At 71.2% G+C, this 16726-nt stretch carries 13 protein-coding genes; 1 reads left to right on the forward strand and 12 read right to left on the reverse strand.

Annotated features, from left to right (window positions below; translation table 11 throughout):
- Position 1: 1 nt before the first annotated feature.
- The 4 genes from F6A08_RS12795 to F6A08_RS12815 form a co-directional block, all read right to left on the reverse strand.
- The gene (locus tag F6A08_RS12795) at positions 2 to 415 is read right to left on the reverse strand and encodes a DUF4233 domain-containing protein (RefSeq protein ID WP_225855822.1); all 414 of its coding nucleotides are present in this window, start codon (positions 413 to 415) and stop codon (positions 2 to 4) included.
- Complete coding sequence (locus F6A08_RS12800) at positions 412 to 1764, reverse strand: bifunctional folylpolyglutamate synthase/dihydrofolate synthase (protein ID WP_151459606.1); 1353 nt, start codon at positions 1762 to 1764, stop codon at positions 412 to 414. Before F6A08_RS12800 ends, F6A08_RS12795 begins: the two co-directional genes overlap by 4 nt.
- Positions 1761 to 5231 (reverse strand): isoleucine--tRNA ligase, encoded by a 3471-nt coding sequence (gene ileS, locus F6A08_RS12805; protein ID WP_151459607.1) that lies wholly within the window; start codon positions 5229 to 5231, stop codon positions 1761 to 1763. Before ileS ends, F6A08_RS12800 begins: the two co-directional genes overlap by 4 nt.
- Before the next feature lie 329 nt (positions 5232 to 5560).
- Entirely contained in the window at positions 5561 to 6406 is an 846-nt protein-coding gene (locus F6A08_RS12815) for a type IV toxin-antitoxin system AbiEi family antitoxin domain-containing protein (protein ID WP_151459608.1), read from the reverse strand.
- A gap of 422 nt (positions 6407 to 6828) precedes the next feature.
- On the opposite strand from F6A08_RS12815, the gene F6A08_RS12820 reads away from it, so the two are divergent.
- Complete coding sequence (locus F6A08_RS12820; protein WP_151459609.1) at positions 6829 to 7479, forward strand: pentapeptide repeat-containing protein; 651 nt, start codon at positions 6829 to 6831, stop codon at positions 7477 to 7479.
- Here F6A08_RS12820 and F6A08_RS12825 read toward each other — a convergent pair.
- The 8 genes from F6A08_RS12825 to F6A08_RS12860 form a co-directional block, all read right to left on the reverse strand.
- Positions 7469 to 8977 (reverse strand): dipeptide ABC transporter ATP-binding protein, encoded by a 1509-nt coding sequence (locus tag F6A08_RS12825; protein WP_151459610.1) that lies wholly within the window; start codon positions 8975 to 8977, stop codon positions 7469 to 7471. The two genes, F6A08_RS12820 and F6A08_RS12825, sit on opposite strands and share 11 nt — an antisense overlap.
- Positions 8974 to 9786 (reverse strand): ABC transporter permease, encoded by an 813-nt coding sequence (locus F6A08_RS12830; RefSeq protein WP_192576761.1) that lies wholly within the window; start codon positions 9784 to 9786, stop codon positions 8974 to 8976. Before F6A08_RS12830 ends, F6A08_RS12825 begins: the two co-directional genes overlap by 4 nt.
- Positions 9783 to 10727 carry an ABC transporter permease gene (locus F6A08_RS12835; protein ID WP_225855823.1) on the reverse strand — a complete coding sequence of 315 codons (945 nt, stop codon included), beginning with the start codon at positions 10725 to 10727 and terminating at the stop codon, positions 9783 to 9785. The genes F6A08_RS12830 and F6A08_RS12835 overlap by 4 nt, the downstream gene beginning before the upstream one ends.
- A gap of 28 nt (positions 10728 to 10755) precedes the next feature.
- Positions 10756 to 12375, reverse strand: coding sequence for an ABC transporter substrate-binding protein (locus tag F6A08_RS12840; RefSeq protein WP_151459612.1), 1620 nt, complete (start codon positions 12373 to 12375; stop codon positions 10756 to 10758).
- A gap of 92 nt (positions 12376 to 12467) precedes the next feature.
- Positions 12468 to 13994, reverse strand: a complete 1527-nt coding sequence (locus tag F6A08_RS12845; RefSeq protein ID WP_151459613.1) for a serine hydrolase domain-containing protein — start codon at positions 13992 to 13994, stop codon at positions 12468 to 12470.
- The gene (locus tag F6A08_RS12850) at positions 13991 to 14704 is read right to left on the reverse strand and encodes a type 1 glutamine amidotransferase (protein ID WP_151459614.1); all 714 of its coding nucleotides are present in this window, start codon (positions 14702 to 14704) and stop codon (positions 13991 to 13993) included. The genes F6A08_RS12845 and F6A08_RS12850 overlap by 4 nt, the downstream gene beginning before the upstream one ends.
- A complete protein-coding gene (locus F6A08_RS12855) occupies positions 14701 to 15831 on the reverse strand; it encodes a dipeptidase (protein ID WP_192576762.1) in 1131 nt (376 codons plus the stop codon). Before F6A08_RS12855 ends, F6A08_RS12850 begins: the two co-directional genes overlap by 4 nt.
- Complete coding sequence (locus tag F6A08_RS12860) at positions 15815 to 16705, reverse strand: aminotransferase class IV (RefSeq protein WP_151459615.1); 891 nt, start codon at positions 16703 to 16705, stop codon at positions 15815 to 15817. The genes F6A08_RS12855 and F6A08_RS12860 overlap by 17 nt, the downstream gene beginning before the upstream one ends.
- Positions 16706 to 16726: the final 21 nt, after the last annotated feature.

Consider the following 16726-nt stretch of genomic DNA (forward strand, 5'->3'; position numbering starts at 1 on the left):
GTCATTCACTCTCTGTCTGAGTCGTGGTCGTGGGCTCGACCGGGCGTCGTGCGTCCAATCGGGCCCCTCCGATGGTCGCATACGCCCACATGCCGCCGAAAATCAGGACGACGAGCAGGATCGCCGGAACGAAGAACGCCGACAGCGCGACGGCGGCCTGGACGACCCATCCGGCGGTGATGGCCCAGGGCTTCGTGATCATGCCGGCGATGGCGATGCACGCGAGCGCCAGCACGGCACCCCCCACGATCGCCCACCACTGCTCGATCCCGGCGGGAAGCTGCCGGAGGCCGAAGATGGTCAGCCCGACCAGGAAGACCACGATCGCCTCGAAGCCGAGGACGACCGGCGCCAGCTTCTGCACCAGGGTGCGCGGCGGCCTCGGCCGACGTCCGGACGCTGCGGGAGCGGTCATGCGCGCCACCCCGACTTCCAGTCCTCTTCCTCCGACAGGGCGATCGCCTCCCCGGCGAGGACCACGGACCCCGCGATGACGACGGCGCGACGGTCGGACGCGGCGGCCCATTCGCGGGCGGCATCGGCGGCATCGGCCAGAGAGGGGTGGACGGTCGCCCGCTGTCCGGACTGCTCGACGAGGTCGGCGATCGCGTCGGCGTCGCTCGCCCTGTCCGACTCGGGCGCCGTGGCGAACACGTGCGCCGCCGCAGGAGCGAGTTCCGCGACGATGCCGGCGGCGTCCTTGTCGGCGAGCACGCCGAGCACCAGGCCCCACTCGTCGAAGTCGAAGCTGTCGTCGAGGGCTTGGGCGAGCGCCTTCGCGCCGTGCGGGTTGTGCGCCGCGTCGACGATCACGGTCGGAGCGATGCCGATCAACTGCAGCCGTCCCGGCGAGGTGCTCTCCTGCAGACCCGCCGTCACGATGTCGGCGGCGATCTGCTGCGTGGCACCGCCGATGAGCGACTCCACCGCGGCCACCGCCAGAGCGGCGTTGTGCCCCTGATGAGCGCCGTAGAGCGGGAGGTACTCCTCCGAGTACTCCCCCGCCAGACCACGGACGGTGAGCAGCTGACCGCCGACCGCGAGCTTCTGCTCGGTCAGGCCGAACTCCTCGCCCTCGAACGCGATGGTCGCGTGCCGCTCCGCCGCGACACGGCGCAGCACCTCCGCCGCCTCGGCGGGCTGCTGGGCAGAGACGACCGCAGCGCCCTCCTTGATGATGCCGGCCTTGACCTGCGCGATCTCCGCGATGGTGTCGCCCAGACGATCCGCGTGGTCGATGTCGATCGGGGCGAACACGGCGACGTCGCCGTCGGCGGTGTTCGTCGAGTCCCACTCGCCGCCCATGCCGACCTCGAGGACGAGCACGTCCACGGGCGCATCGGCGACCGCCACGAACGCGAGCGCGGTCAGCAGCTCGAAGAACGTCAGCGGCGCCTCGCCCGCTGCCTCCAGCTCGGCGTCCACGAGACCCACGAACGGCTCGATCTCGTCCCAGGCATCGGCGACGGCGTCATCCGCGATGGGCTCCCCGTCGATCATGATGCGTTCGGTGAAGCGCTCAAGGTGCGGGCTCGTGAACAGGCCGGTGCGCAGATCGTGCGCGCGCAGCAGGCTCTCGATCATGCGCGCCGTCGAGGTCTTCCCGTTGGTGCCCGTGATGTGGATCACGCGGTAGGTGCGCTGCGGGTCGTCGAGGTACTCCAGGATCCGCGCGGTGCGCTCCTTGCGCGGCTGGACCCACCGCTCCCCTGCGCGGCTCAGGAGCGTCTCGTAGACGGCGTCCGCCCGATCTCTCGCGCTCATGCGCCCACCCTCTCCAGGTTCGTGTCGATCGTGACGACGATCGGCGCCTTGGCCGCGCCGAGAGCCCTGGCCCCGCTGCGGTGCACGCCGTCACCAGGGCTCGTGACCTCGTCGACGAGACGATCCAGCTCGTCGGTCGGCTGCACAGCGAACGCCACCGCGAGCGTCTCGGCCGCGATGAGGGCGGCATGCGTCTCCAGCGCCGCCGCCTCCTCCGGGGACGCGTTGAGCGCCAGGACGATCCGGTCGCTCACCTCGAGCCCGGCGTTCTTTCGTGCTTCCTGCACCACGCGGATCGCATCACGCGCGACGCCCTCGGCCTCCAGCTCCGGCGTCGTGTCGGTGTCCAGCAGGACGAAGCCGCCGGACGGCACGATCGCGAGCGCCTCTCCCGCCGGGCGACCGGTGGTCTCCAGCACGAGTTCGTACTCGGCGGGCTCCAGGGCGATGCCCCCTGCCGTCACAACGCCGTCGACCTCGGACCAGTCTCCGGAGCGCGCGGCCTGGATGGCCTTCTGCACCTCCTTGCCGAGACGCGGTCCCGCAGCGCGGGCGTTGACGCTGAGGCGATGGCTGATGCCGTACTCCCCCGCCGCCTTCTCGCTCAGCGCGACGAGCTCCACGGACTTCACGTTCAGCTCCTCGCGGAGGATGTCCTCGAACTGACCGAGCCCCGCAGCCAGCGGCGAGACCACCGTGAGGCGGGCGAGCGGAAGCCGCACCCGCAGCTTCTCCTTCTTGCGCAGCGCGTTGCCCACGCTCGACAGCTCGCGCACGGCGTCCATCGCATCGCGGATGTCGTCCGCTGCGGGGAACCGCTCCGCGTCCGGCCAGTCCTGCAGGTGCACACTGCGCCCGCCCGTGAGCCCCTGCCAGACACGCTCGCTGATGAGCGGCACCAGCGGTGCGGCGACGCGCGTGAGCGTCTCGAGCACCGTGTAGAGCGTGTCGAAGGCCTCACGGCTCTTCGGGTCGTCCGTGACTCCCACCCAGAACCGATCGCGGGACCGACGGATGTACCAGTTCGTCAGCACCTCGACGAAGTCGCGCAGCCGCGCGGACGCCGTGGTCGAGTCCAGTCCCTCGAGGTCGGCGCGCACCTCGCGGACGAGGTCGCCGAGCCGCGCCAGGATGTACCGATCGAGCACGTCGGTGGAGTCGGTGCGCCACGAGGCCTCGTACCCGCCTCCCTGGGTTGCTGAGCCTGCCCCTCCCTGGGTTGCTGAGCCTGCTCCTCCCTGGGTTGCTGAGCCTGTCGAAGCATTCGCGTACGTCGCGAAGAAGTACCACGAGCTCCACAGCGGCAGCAGGAACTCGCGCACGCCCGATCGGATGCCCTCCTCGGTGACGATGAGGTTGCCGCCGCGGAGCACCGCGCTGGACATCAGGAACCAGCGCATCGCGTCGGAGCCGTCGCGATCGAGCACCTCGGACACGTCCGGGTAGTTCCGCAGCGACTTCGACATCTTGTAGCCGTCGCTGCCGAGCACGATGCCGTGGCAGCTGACGCCCGTGAACGCCGGGCGGTCGAACAGCGCGGTCGACAGCACGTGCATGACGTAGAACCAGCCACGGGTCTGGCCGATGTACTCGACGATGAAGTCCGCGGGCGAGTGCGAGTCGAACCACTCCTGGTTCTCGAACGGGTAGTGCACCTGGGCGTACGGCATCGAGCCGGAGTCGAACCACACGTCGAAGACGTCCTCGATCCGGCGCATGGTGCTCTTGCCCGTGGGGTCGTCGGGGTTCGGCCGGGTGAGATCGTCGATGTACGGCCGGTGCAGGTCCACCTCGCCCTCGGGGTTGCGCGGGAGCGTGCCGAAGTCGCGCTCCAGCTCCTCCAGCGAGCCGTAGGTGTCGACGCGCGGGTACTCGGGGTCGTCGCTCTTCCAGACGGGGATCGGCGATCCCCAGTAGCGGTTGCGGCTGATCGACCAGTCGCGTGCGCCTTCGAGCCACTTGCCGAACTGTCCGTGCTTGACGTTCTCCGGCACCCAGGTGATCTGCTCGTTGTTCGCGAGCATGTCGTCCTTGATGTCCGTCACGCGGATGAACCAGCTCGACACGGCCTTGTAGATCAGGGGGTTCCGGCACCGCCAGCAGTGCGGGTACGAGTGCTCGTAGCTCTGCAGCCGCACCAGTCGGCCGTTGTCGCGGATGATCCGCACGAGCGGGGTGTTCGCGTCCATCCACAGCTCGCCAGCGACATCCGTGACGTTCGGGAGGAAGCGGCCGCCGTCGTCGAGGGACAGGATCGTCGGGATCCCCGCCGCGCCGGCGACCCGCTGGTCGTCCTCACCGTAGGCGGGTGCCTGGTGGACGATGCCGGTGCCGTCGGTGGTGGTGACGTAGTCGTCGACGAGGATGCGCCAGGCGTTCCCGGTGCCGTAGGTCTCCTCATCCGCGTAGTAGTCGAACAGGCGATCGTAGGTCACGTCGGCCAGCTCCGCGCCGCGGAGCGTGGCGTCGACCGCGGCGAGCGCATCCTCCGGGCTCTCGTAGCCGAGATCCTTGGCGTATCCGCCGAGCAGGTCCTTAGCCAGCAGGTAGCGGTGGGCGGAGGCCTCGACGGCGATCTGATCCGGCGACGGAGCGGCGCGGCCCTGGTGCACATCCGAGGCCCCGGCGGGACCGGCCGGCAGCACGACGTATTCGATCTCCGGGCCCACGGCGAGCGCGAGGTTGGTCGGCAGGGTCCAGGGCGTGGTCGTCCAGGCGAGAGCGCGCACCCCGGTGAGGCCGAGAGCTTCGGCCTTGGCTCCGGTGAGCGGGAAGGTCACCGTGACCGACGGGTCCTGTCGCATCTGGTACACATCGTCGTCCATGCGCAGCTCGTGCGCGGACAGGGGCGTCTCGTCGCGCCAGCAGTAGGGCAGGACGCGGTAGCCCTCGTAGGCGAGGCCCTTGTCGTACAGCGTCTTGAACGCCCAGAGCACAGACTCCATGTACCCGAGGTCGAGCGTCTTGTAGCCGCGCTCGAAGTCGACCCAGCGGGCCTGGCGGGTGACGTAGTCCTCCCACTCGTGCGTGTACTTCAGGACGGAGGAGCGCGCCTTCTCGTTGAAGACGTCGATCCCCATCTCCTCGATCTCGCTCTTCTCGGTGATCCCGAGCTGCTTCATCGCCTCGAGCTCGGCGGGCAGCCCGTGGGTGTCCCATCCGAAGACGCGGTCGACCTTGTGCCCGATCATGGTCTGGAAGCGCGGGAACACGTCCTTCGCGTAACCGGTGAGCAGGTGGCCGTAGTGCGGCAGGCCGTTCGCGAACGGAGGGCCGTCGTAGAACACCCACTCGGGTGCGCCCTCGCGCTGCTCGATGGAGGCGCGGAACGTGTCGTCGGTATTCCAGAAGTCGAGCACCTCCTCCTCGATCTGCGGGAAGCGGGGGCTCGGCGCCACGGACCCCTGGGTCCCTGAGCTGGTCGAAGGGTCGGCGGCGGGGCCGAAGGAGGAGCGCGGGTAGGTCATGGTCTCTCGCAGTGGTCGTCGTGGCGGATGCTGCTGCGAGGACGATCCTCGCAGACCGCGGTACCACCTCGCGTGCCCCTGCGCCCCTTCGACAAGCTCGGGGACCCACGGACCACTCTCACTGCGGCTGTGACGGGCCTGCCCCGCTCGGTTCTACTGAGCCCGTCGCCGGACCGTTCTTCCGAGAGCTCCCCGGTGATGGCCGGATCGATGCTCGTACGGCCATTGTACGCGCGCTGTCGGGGCCTGCTCCCCTCCGCCCGTCGCAGATTCCCTTCGACGTCGCACGCTCGGCGGAGATTGCTGCGACCGCAAGGGGATCTGCGACGTCACGCCGGCCGGGCCCGATGCAGTCCCTGCGCCACCGCGTGCATGATCTGGTCCTGCACGACGTGCCACTCGTTCATGACCTGGTGGTAGCCGACGCGGATGACGTGGTAGCCCCGCAGCTTCAGTTCCGCATCGTGGCGGATGTCCTCCGCGCGCTGCGCTCCGACGTGCGTCGCGCCATCGATCTGCAGCACCAGCCGCTCCCCGATCTGCGCATCCACGCGGTGACCGGCGATCCAGATCTGGAAGTACAACGGCAGCCGAAGCCAGCGCAGTCTCGTCCGCAGATACGTCTCCAGTCCCGCATCCGCGAACGGCAGCGCCTCGGCCAGCAGCCGCCGCGCGGCCGGCCCCCACGGCAGCCCGGTCAGCCTTTGGCGGTCCACCAGACCGTGGTTGAACGCCGACTCCCAGGTCGCCAGCGCCTGCTCGTGGGGCTCGCATGTCGCCACCATGCTCAACACGTTCTCGATCGGATCCTCCAGGCTGTCGGGATGCCGCGGCACGAGCGGATGCGCCCAGTGCACGCGGGCGTCATCCGGCTTGCCCCCTCGACTTCCGGGAGCCGCTCCGAGATGCAGGGCGGGCTTCTCGTCGTGCACCCACAGTCCGAGGCGACGCGCCTGCGTCAGGCACGTCAGCACGACACCGTGCCGCGCGGCGAGGATCCGCAGCGGATCCGCGTCCGGAAGGGCGACCCATCCGACCCGCACCCGCCGCAGCCATCCCTCGCGCACGGCCATCTCGATGTCGTACCGGCTGACTCCCCGGTCCCGCAGGCGCTCCACACGCGCGACTCCGCCGACCTCCCGCATGGCCCGCGCCAGTCGATCCCGTCTCATCATCCGCATCCCCCGATGCTGACAGCGCTCCCCTCCGGTGCCGTGTCCGGGCACCAGTCCCTGTGCACAGCTCGCAATCAGCCCGCCCTGTGCAGCCCCAGTCCCCCACCCATCCACGGTCCGGCGCGGCCCCGCGCCGCGTCGCAGATTCGGCACCACGTCGCACGGAATCCGCGAAACCACGCGACCTCCCCGCGAAACTGCGACCGCACGCCAGAACCGCGACCTCGTGCGGAGCCCTGCGCCGCGTCGCAGATTCCGCACCACGTCGCACGGAATCCCGGAAACCGCACGACCTCCCCGCGGATCTGCGACCGCACGCCAGAACCGCGACCTCGTGCGGAACTGCGGCGTCGTGCGGAACTGCGGCCTCGTGCGGGACGCACGGAGCCGGGGGTGTCGGGGGGACGGCATAGTCTCGAGGGATGCCGCGCACTCCCGAATCGCCCGCCGCTCCCCGTGTCTCCGCTCCGGATCTGCCGCCCGTGCTGGAGCTCGCGGCACCGGGCCGGCGCTCCGATGTGTTCGCGGCACGGCTCGACCTCGCCGGCACGGTCGACCTGGGCTACTCGACGCTCGAGCAGTGCGTCGTCGCCGCGGACGCGGATGCCGTCGACCTGACCGGCGGGACCGTCGTCGACGTCGACCTGTCCGGCGTGCGCATCGCCTCGCTCCGGATGCGGGATGCCGGAGTGCGCCGAGTGCGGATCCGCGGGGGCCGGATCGGCACACTCGACCTCAGCCAGGCGAGCGTCGCAGAACTCGAACTGCGTGAGGTGCGGATCGACTACCTCAACCTGGGGGCGGCGAAGGTCACGGACCTGGAGGTCATCGGCTGCACGATCCGCACGATCGACCTGCCTCAGGCGGAGCTCACGCGGGTACGGTTCGCCGACACCTCGAGCGACGAGATCGACACGCGCGGCATGCGGGCGAAGGATCTCGACCTCCGGGGCCTGGACGCACTGAGCTACCTCGACGCCAACAGCCTGCGCGGGGCCACGCTCACCTCGTTCCAGGTGCAGCAGCTGGCTCCGGTCATCGCCGCCGGGATCGGCATCCAGGTCAAGGACTGACGGGGCCGCTCGCCGCCAGGAGCTCGCGCGTGAACGGGTGCCGGGGAGACGCGAACACCGCGGCCGTCGTCCCCTGTTCGACGATCCGGCCGTCCTGCATCACGAGCACCTCGTCGGCGACGGCGCCGACCACGTCGAGGTCGTGGGAGACGAGGATCATCGTCAGCCGACGCTCTTCCTGCAGCCGGGCGAGCAGGCGCAGCACACGCTCCCTGACCGAGGGGTCGAGTGCGGAGACGGGCTCGTCGAGCACGAGCACCTCGGGGTCCGCAGCCAGCGCCCTGGCGATCGCCGCCCGCTGACGCTGCCCGCCGGACAGGGCGCGCGGCCGACGGTCCGCCAGCTCCGGAGCGAGGCCGACCTCGGCCAGCAGCTCCGCCACCCGTGCCGCCCGCCGTGCGCGGGGCACGCCGCCCGCCTCGAGGCCCTCCCGCAGCGAGCGGCCGATGGTCCATCGCGGGTCGAACGCGCCGAGCGGGTTCTGGTGCACGAGCTGCACCCGCCGGGCGCCGGTCCAGCGGAGGGTCCCGGTGTCGGGGGCGTCGATCCCCACGATCATGCGGGCGAGCGTGGTCTTGCCCGAACCGGACTCCCCCACGATCCCGAGCGTCTGCCCGTCCTTGACCGTGAACGAGGCGTCGACCACGGCGGGCACGGCGTCGAAGCTCCGGGAGACCCTGTCCGCCTCCAGCACGGCGGCCGACTCGACCGGTGTTGCGGCGCGGGGCTCGTGGCTGGTCGCGGCGATGAGCTGCCTGGTGTATTCGTGCCGCGGGTTCTCCAGCACCTCGGAGACGGGTCCCGACTCCACCACGACACCCGCACGCATCACCAGGACGCGATCGGCGAGCCGGCGCACGGCGGCGAAGTCGTGACTGATGAACACCAGCGCGGTGCCCGCATCCGTGATCTCGCGCAGCAGTCCCAGGATCCGCGCCTGCACGGTCGCATCGAGTGCGGTCGTGGGCTCATCCGCCACGAGCACGGCGGGGTCGGCGGCGAGCGCGGACGCGATCAGCGCCCGCTGGCGCAGGCCGCCGGAGAGCTCGTGCGGATGCTGCCGCGCGCGACGAGACGGGTCGGGCATCCACACCCGCTCCAGGAGCTCACGGACGCGTGCGCCTCGAGCCGCCCTCCCCCGGGCGATCCCGTGCAGCTGCAGCGGCTCCGCGACCTCGGCGCCGATCCGACGCAGCGGATCGAGAGAGACCAGGGCGTCCTGGGACACGAGTCCGATCCGCGCTCCGCGGAGTCCGCGCCAGGCACGCTCGGACAGCGCCACCGCATCCCTCCCGTCGATGACGAGCCGCTCGACGGCGACGCCGGCGTCCGCCGGTGTCAGCCCGAGCAGCGCCCTGGCCGTGAGCGACTTGCCCGCTCCGGACTCCCCGACGATCGCGACGCACTCGCCACGCTCGACGGCGAACGACACGCCGTCCACGACCGGGACCCCGCCGAACGCGATCCGCAGCCCTCGCACCTCCAGGGCGGCGCTCATGTCGTGCTCCCGTCGGCGCGGGCGCGCAGGATCCGTCCGACCACGGTCGCCGACACCACCGTGAGGGTGATCGCGACGCCGGGGAACACCGAGATCCACCACGCCTGCCCGAGCACGTTGCGACCGCCGGCCAGCATCAGACCCCACTCGGGGGTCGGCTCGGAGGGACCGAGCCCGAGGAAGCTGAGTCCCGCCGCGGCGAGGATGCTCGAGCCGATGCCGATCGTCGCGAGCACGCTGAGCGCACCGAGCACACCGGGGACGACGTGCCGCATGAACGCGCGCACGCGCGGCACCCCGAGGATCCGCGCCGCTTCGACGTGCTCCGCGACCCGCAGCGTCTGCGTCTGCACCCTCGCGAGGCGGATGTACACGGGCACGGCGGCGAGGGTCACCGCGATCGCGATGTTCACCGGTCCCGGTCCGAGGACCGCGATGACCACGAGCGCGACGAGGAACTCCGGGAAAGCCATCAGCACGTCGTTGACCCGCATCACCGCGGTGTCGACGCCCCGTGGTGCGCTGCCGGCGAGAGCGCCGACGACGAGGCCGACAGCGAGGGCGATCCCGGTGGCGAGCAGTCCGATGCCGACCGATCTTCCTGCGCCGTGCACGACGCGGGAGTACACGTCTCTTCCGCTCTGATCGGTGCCGAACAGGTGCTCGGGGCTCGGCGGGAGCAGTGCCGAGCGCACGTCGGTCTGGAGCGGATCCGCCGCAGCCAGCAGACCGGGCCACACGGCGGCGACGGCGATCACGGCGAGGACCGCGATGGCCGCGCCCATCAGCACGCGCTGTGCGGTTCTCATCGGACACCGCCGCCGCGGGCGAGGCGCACCCGCGGGTCGATCAGCGGATGCACGAGCTCGACGACGAGGTTCACCGCGACGAACACGAGCGCGCTGAGCAGGATGATCCCCGTGATCACGGGCAGGTCGCGGTCGCTGATCGCGGCGAGCGTCACCCTGCCGAGGCCGGGACGGGCGAAGACCGTCTCCACGAGCACGGCTCCTCCGAGCACGGAGCCGGTCAGGTAGGCGGCGAGCGTCACGGCCGACGCCGCGCCGTGGCGCAGCCCGTGCCGCAGCGTGAACCACGACGGGCTCGCTCCACGCGCACGCACCGTCTCGGCGAACGGCATCCGCTCCGCCTGCGTGAGTCCATCGCGCAGCACCTGGCTGAGCAGCGCGGCGACCGGAAGCGCGAGGGTGATCGCCGGCAGCACCAGCGTCGCAGGATTGCGGGCCCCCGACACCGGGAACCAGCCGAGGCCGAAGGCGAACACGCTCAGCAGGACCAGTCCGATCCAGAACACGGGCGAGGACAGCACGACGAGCTCCACACCGGCGGCGACCGCCCGGCCCGTGCGTCCTCGGACGAACACCGCGACGGCGAGCGCGAGCACGACCGCGATCAGCAGCGCCAGGAGGGAGAGCTGCACGGTGGCCCCGAGCTGTCTGCCGATCACCTCGGCCACCGGCATCCGCAGCTGGTACGACTCGCCGAGATCGCCGCGGGCGAGCTGTCCGATGAACACCGCGTACTGCTCCAGCGGTGGTCGGTCCAGACCCAGATCGGCTCTGATGCCGTCCTTCACGGCGTCGCTCACCTGAGCCAGCGGTCCCAGCATCACCGACACCGGATCGCCCGGAATGACCCGGAAGGCGAGGAATGCGACCGTCGCCGCACCCCACAGGACGATCACGACCGAGGCGACGAGGCCGGCGACGCGGACGAGAGCAGCCTTCACCACTCGTGCCCTCCGCTCAGCCGACGGATCAGCCGACGGTCACATCGTAGAACAGGGGTCGACCGTACAGGTCGTACTCGAGTCCTTCGACGCGCTCGCCGACCGCGGTGATAGCCGACGGCGTGTAGAGCGGCACGATCGCCGTGTAGGTCGCGTTCCACTCCTGCAGCTGCGTGTAGAGCGCGTTGCGCTCCTCCTGGTCGCTGCTCGCGACGGCCTGCTCCAGGAGCGCGTCGATGGTCGGGTCGCTCACCTGCGAGGCGTTCTGGAAGCCGTCGGTGTGCAGGTGGTTGCGCAGGAAGTCCGCGTCCACCCCGGAGAAGCCCCAGTCCGTGAGGTCGAACGTCTTCGGCTCGTACTGCTCGTTGTACGCCCCGGGTTCGAGGACCTCGCGCTTCACCTCGAAGCCGATCCCCTTGAGGTCCGACTGGATGGCGTTCGCGAGTGCCGCACGGTCGTCGGGGACGGGCGTCCAGGCGATCCAGCGCACCGAGAGGCGCTCGCCGTCCTTCATCCGGATCCCGTCGGCGTCGCGCTCGGTCCAGCCGGCCTCATCGAGGAGCGCATTGGCAGCGTCCTGATCGAACGGCCAGCTGTCCTCGAGGGAGGCGTCGTACCCGGGGGTCGTCGATCCGAGGATGCTCCACGCGCGCGGGAACTGTCCGAAGTAGATCTCTTCCACGGCTGCGTCGATGTCGATGCCTCGCGCGAACGCCTGGCGCACCTTCTCGTCGGCGAACACCCCGTACTTCTCGTTCAGGTACAGCGAGTACGGCAGTCCGGGGTACTCGATGGAATCGACCGTGATCCCGTCGCCGAGGTCCTTGGCGAGGTTCGGCGGGATGTTGCTGGCGAGGTCGGCCTCGCCGCTCTGCACCACGCCCGTGCGCACGGACGCCTCGGGCTGGATCTCGACCCGCAGGGTCTCGATCGCCGGCGCCTTCTCATCGTGCGGCCCCCAGGCGTAGTCGTCGTTGCGCGTGTAGACGATCTCCTGGTCGGGCGTGTACTCGGTCAGCTCGAAGGGACCGGTGCCCACCGTGATGCCGGGACCGCCCGCCTTCAGCTGGTCCGCCGACTCCTCCAGCACGGCCGGAGAGTAGAAGCCGAGCTGGGGCGTGCTCGCGGCCTGCAGGAACGGGGCGTACGGCTGGCTGAAGGTCACCTTCACCGTGTGGTCGTCGACGACCTCGGTGCCCTCGTAGAAATCGCCGCCGAGCATGCTGGCCGCCTGCTTCGAGGCGGTCGCCGGATCGACGATGCGATCGAAGTTCGCCTTGACCGCAGCGGCATCGAACTTCTCCCCGTCGGTGAAGGTCACGTCATCACGCAGCGTGAAGGTGTACCCCGTGCTGTCCGGAGAGACGTCCCAGTCGGTCGCGAGCCAGGGCGAGAAGGTGCCGTCCGCCTCCTGGAACACGAGCGAGTCGAGCACGGCCCGCTGCACCATGCCCGAGACGTCGAGCTGGCTGACCTGCGGGTCCATGTGCCCGGCGGCGAGGTTGGCGCCCTCGATCGACCACACGAGCTCTCCGCCTCCGTCACCGTCGCCGTTCGAGGAGGGCGCAGCGCAGGCGCTGAGCACCAGGGCGCTGGCGGCGGCGAGCGCGGCGAAGGCCAGGAGACGACGCACGGGGGTTGCGGGCATGACGATTCCTCAGAAAAGCGGTCGGGATACCTCCAGTCTAGGGCGATTTCTTGGACGGGGTCGAAAAGCGACGACGCTCCCCGCAGGCCAGGTCACGGCCGCGGAAGCACCACGCGGTGGTGGTCGGCCGCGGACGGCGGCTCCTCCGCAGTGCGGCTCTCCCCGGGCGCGACGACGGCGGTGCTCACGCTCTGCACCAGCGGCTCGGCGGTCCCCACCAGACGCACCTCGATCCGGAGATCCGCGCGCTCGCCGGCGAGCCGCCACCGCACCTCGGCTTCGGTCGCCGCCGCGACGATGCGCTGGGCGAACGGCGGCTGCTCGTCCCGCAGTCCCCCGATCTCCTGCAGCTGTGCGGACAGACGCGCGTCGCGGACCGCCGCGGGCACATCCTCGAGCACGTGCTCGGCGAGGAACGGGTACTCGGCCGCGGAGACGCTGCGGCGGACGGCCGTGTCGATGGCCTGCGCCGCCGCCACCGTCTCCGGCCACGGGTGCACCACGGCGGACGGCGCGTCCAGACGCTCGAGCACGTCGTGGAGCGCTGCCCCGGCCACCCGGCGAGCACCGAACTCGTCGGAGTTGCCGAACGCGACGACCCCGATGCCGGTCGCGGCGTGCCAGCGCATGTGCGCGGAGAAGCCGGGAAGGCCCCCCGAGTGCTGCACGACGCGGCCGAAGCGGCGGTCCTCCTCCACGAAGAGGCCGTAGCCGTACCCGGCGGCCGCGACGTCGCGGCCGTCGAACATGCCGGACGGGACGGGGATGGGTGTCCGCGGCTGCTGCATCTCGATCCGCGACGCGGCGGCGAGCACGTCCGGGGCCAGCGGCTCGTCGGTGAAGGCGGACCCGAGGAACCACATCCACGTCGCGATGTCGTCGACCGTGCTGAACATGCTGCCGATGCAGCCGAGCGCCCCGGAGCCGACGAACGGCTCTGAGGCGAAGCTCGCTCCGTCGTCGAACGTGCGGAACCCGCTGGCGAGCTCGTCCGCCGCGTAGCCTCGTGCGCCGTGCGCCGTGCGCCGAAGCCCCAGCGGTTCGAGGAGCGTCTCGCGGATCACGTTCTCCACGGGGCGGCCGGTGACGGATTCCACCGCCCGCCCGAGCAGCGACTGGCCGAGGTTCGAGTACTGATAGAGGGTGCCGGGCGCGGCGGCGAGGAGCACTCCCTCGGCGAACAGCACCGCGATCTCCTCCCGGCTCGCTCCGAGGTGACGGTCGACCCAGGCGTTGTCCTCTCCGAGCCCCGACCTGTTGGACAGCAGCAGGTCGCCGGTCAGCACGGCAGCCCGGCCCCGGTGCCGGGCGACGACCTGCGGAACGTACTCCGTGATCGGCGCGTGCAGGTCGAGCGCGCCGCGATCGCGCAGGGCCAGCACGGTCGCGGCGAGGAAGCTCTTCGACATCGAGGCGATCCGGAACACGGTGTCCCGCGTCGTGACGGCCGCGTCGCCGCGCGGATGCCCGAACGTGCGCACGCCCTGCACCTGTCCGCGTTCGCACACGGCGGCGATCGATGCCGGCGCGACCCGACGCGCACGGTCGTCCAGCGCGCGGTCGAGCACGCCGTCCGCTGCTGCGACCGCGGACGAGTTCTTCCGGTCGGTCGCGGTCATGAGGTCACTCCGGCGAGCACCTCGTCGGCGTAGGCGTCGACGAGGCGGCGGCTCGCGGCCGTGTTGTGCGCGTCGACGTGCTCGGCGGCGGCGATCAGGTCCGGCAGCGAGCGCCCCTCTCCGCGCAGGGCGGCGTCGTCCCAGCGGGCGAGGTCCCCGGCGGATGCCTCGGGGTGGAACTGCACGCCCCGCACGTGCGCTCCCAGTCGGAACGCCTGATGGGCGACGGCGTCGCTGGAGGCGAGGAGCACGGCCTCCGCGGGCAGGCGCGTGATCATGTCCTGATGGTTCTCGATCATCGGCGCACCGTCGCCGATCGTCGCGATGACCGGGTCGTCCCGTCCCGCCGCCGTCGGGTGGATGGGTGTCGCACCCCGCTCGACGGGTCCGGTGTTCGCTGCGACCTCTCCGCCTGCCACGTGCGCCAGCAGCTGCCCGCCCAGGCAGATGCCGAGGGTGGGGAGGTCGCGACGGACCGCCTCGGCCGCCAGCGCCCGCTCGGACGCGAGCCACGGCGCGCGGTGATCGTCGTCCGGCATGAGACCGCCGCCGAGGAGCACCAGCCCCGCATACCCGTCGAGGGTCGACGGAAGCTCCTGGTCCGCGGCGACGATCGCCTCGACCTCGACTCCTCTGTCGGCGAGCCAGACTCCCAGCCGGCGCGGACCGGAGGCCGCGGAGTTGATGACGACCAGCACCCGCGCGCTCACAGCGCTCCCTCCCGTGCTGACGTGTCCACCGCGGGGGCGAGCGCTGCGGCCGAGGGCTCCCCCGCCCGTCCGGCGAGGAAGGCGGCGTGGTCCTTGTCGGACGCCTCCAGCACGCGCAGCACGTTCTCGTGCGCGAGCGCGGCGAGGTCGTCGTCCGTCCAGCCGCGCCCGCGCAGCTCCGCGAACAGCGCCGGGTAGCCGGAGACGTCCTCGAGGCCCTCCGGCATCGCGTCGGAGCCGTCGTAGTCGGCGCCGATGCCCACGGCACGGACCCCGGCGACCCGGCGGATGTGATCGACGTGATCGGCGACATCGCGCACCCCCACGCGCGGAGCGTCGCCCTCACCTCCGGCCTCCCACCAGTCCCGGCGCGCCTGGGAGAGGAACGTCGGGACGAACGGGACCATGACGACCCCGCCCTGCGCGCCGATCGCGGTCAGCACGTCATCGGGGACGTTCCGGGGGTGGTCGCACAGGGCCAGCGCCCCGGAGTGGCTGACGATCACGGGGCGACGCGTCTCCTCGAGCGCATGCCGCATGGTGCTCGGGGCGACGTGGGAGAGGTCGACCAGCATCCCGATGCGGTTCATCTCCCGCACCACTTCGCGCCCGAAGTCGGTGAGCCCGCCGTGACGCGCCTCGTCCGTGGCGGAGTCCGCCCACGCGATGGTCCTCGACCATGTGAGCGTCATGTAGCGGGCACCGAGCCGGGCGAACTGCCGCAGCACCGCGAGCGAGCCGCCGAGCTGATCCCCGCCCTCGATGCCGATGAGCGAGGCGATCCGGCCCTGTGCCATCGCCGCACGCACCTCCGCCGCGGTCCGGGTGAACGCGAGGCGCTCGGGATGCGCGTCGACCAGACGGTGCACGAAATCGATCTGCTCGAGCGTCGCCACCACCTGCTCCGCCCCTTCCAGCACCGGGTCGACCCACACCGACCAGAACTGGCCGGCCACGCCGCCACGGGTGAGCCGTGGCAGATCGGTCTGCGTCCGGCTCACGTCTCCCCCCAGTTCGGCCACGCGGTAGCCGAGGAGCGTCCTGCTCGCCCACGCCAGGTCGTTGTGTCCGTCGATCACACCGTCGATCATCTGCTGCGCACCCTTCCGGTCAGTCCTCGCGCGCATCGAGCAGCGCATTCATCCGCGTCGTCAGCGCGTGGTCCATCGTCCGCTCCCCGCCGTCGAGCTCCCGCACGGGCACCGCCCCGCGCGTGCTGGAGCACAGCCACAGCGCATCCGCCCGGTCCAGGTCCTCGCGCGCGAGCGCCGCTGTCCGCACGGAGAGGTCGGCGAGGCCGTCGAAGACGTCCGCCTGCGTGGTGCCGGGGAGCACCCCGAACTCGGATGGCGGCGTCACGAGCTCTCCGTCGAGACGTGCGATCAGCGTCGACCGCGGCCCTTCCAGGACGAAGCCGTCGCCGCTCACGAAGATCACATCGTCGGCCCCGCGACGGGTGGCCTCGCGCAGCGCGGCCTCGTTCACCGCGTAGGCGAGGGTCTTCGCGCCCTGCAGCAGCCACGGCGATGTCTGCATCACATCGTGCCGGTATCCACGGTCGAGGACCACGACGCGGGTCCCGGCCGCACGGACCGCCGTCGGGTCCGTCCCGGCGAAGCCGAGCACCCACCCGGTCGGCGCCCCGCGATCGATCTCGTCGCCCCGCGTCATCACGAACTTGATCGAGGCCAGCTCGCCCGCGTGCAGCACGCCAGGGACCGATACCGCCGACGCCGCCCGACGCACGGCGGTGCGCCACAGTTCCCGCCGCGGTGCCGGCAGCTCCAGCAGACCGGCGGAGCGCGCGAGCCTGGTCAGGTGGGAATCCAGCGCCTGGGGCCTGCCGTGTCGGACGACCGCCGTCTCGAAGACGCCGTCGCCGCGGTTCACCCCCAGGTCGGTCGCACGCACGATCGGCGTGCGCGGGTCGACCGGGTGGATGCTCTCGTCGACGGAGGCCGAGCCCGAGAGGTCGAGCCGGTACAGCAGCAGTGCACGCATGGGAGTCCGATCCGGAGGCGA

This window comes from Microbacterium algeriense, from assembly GCF_008868005.1.
GTDB lineage: Bacteria > Actinomycetota > Actinomycetes > Actinomycetales > Microbacteriaceae > Microbacterium > Microbacterium algeriense.

Excerpts from the sequence above, each read along its gene's own strand:
- F6A08_RS12795 (WP_225855822.1), bottom strand. The coding sequence starts at position 415 with ATGACCGCTCCCGCAGCGTCCGGACGTCGGCCGAGGCCGCCGCGCACC.
- F6A08_RS12800 (WP_151459606.1), bottom strand. The coding sequence starts at position 1,764 with ATGAGCGCGAGAGATCGGGCGGACGCCGTCTACGAGACGCTCCTGAGC.
- ileS (WP_151459607.1), bottom strand. The coding sequence starts at position 5,231 with ATGACCTACCCGCGCTCCTCCTTCGGCCCCGCCGCCGACCCTTCGACC.
- F6A08_RS12815 (WP_151459608.1), bottom strand. The coding sequence starts at position 6,406 with ATGATGAGACGGGATCGACTGGCGCGGGCCATGCGGGAGGTCGGCGGA.
- F6A08_RS12820 (WP_151459609.1), top strand. The coding sequence starts at position 6,829 with ATGCCGCGCACTCCCGAATCGCCCGCCGCTCCCCGTGTCTCCGCTCCG.
- F6A08_RS12825 (WP_151459610.1), bottom strand. The coding sequence starts at position 8,977 with ATGAGCGCCGCCCTGGAGGTGCGAGGGCTGCGGATCGCGTTCGGCGGG.
- F6A08_RS12830 (WP_192576761.1), bottom strand. The coding sequence starts at position 9,786 with ATGAGAACCGCACAGCGCGTGCTGATGGGCGCGGCCATCGCGGTCCTC.
- F6A08_RS12840 (WP_151459612.1), bottom strand. The coding sequence starts at position 12,375 with ATGCCCGCAACCCCCGTGCGTCGTCTCCTGGCCTTCGCCGCGCTCGCC.
- F6A08_RS12845 (WP_151459613.1), bottom strand. The coding sequence starts at position 13,994 with ATGACCGCGACCGACCGGAAGAACTCGTCCGCGGTCGCAGCAGCGGAC.
- F6A08_RS12855 (WP_192576762.1), bottom strand. The coding sequence starts at position 15,831 with ATGCGCGCGAGGACTGACCGGAAGGGTGCGCAGCAGATGATCGACGGT.
- F6A08_RS12860 (WP_151459615.1), bottom strand. The coding sequence starts at position 16,705 with ATGCGTGCACTGCTGCTGTACCGGCTCGACCTCTCGGGCTCGGCCTCC.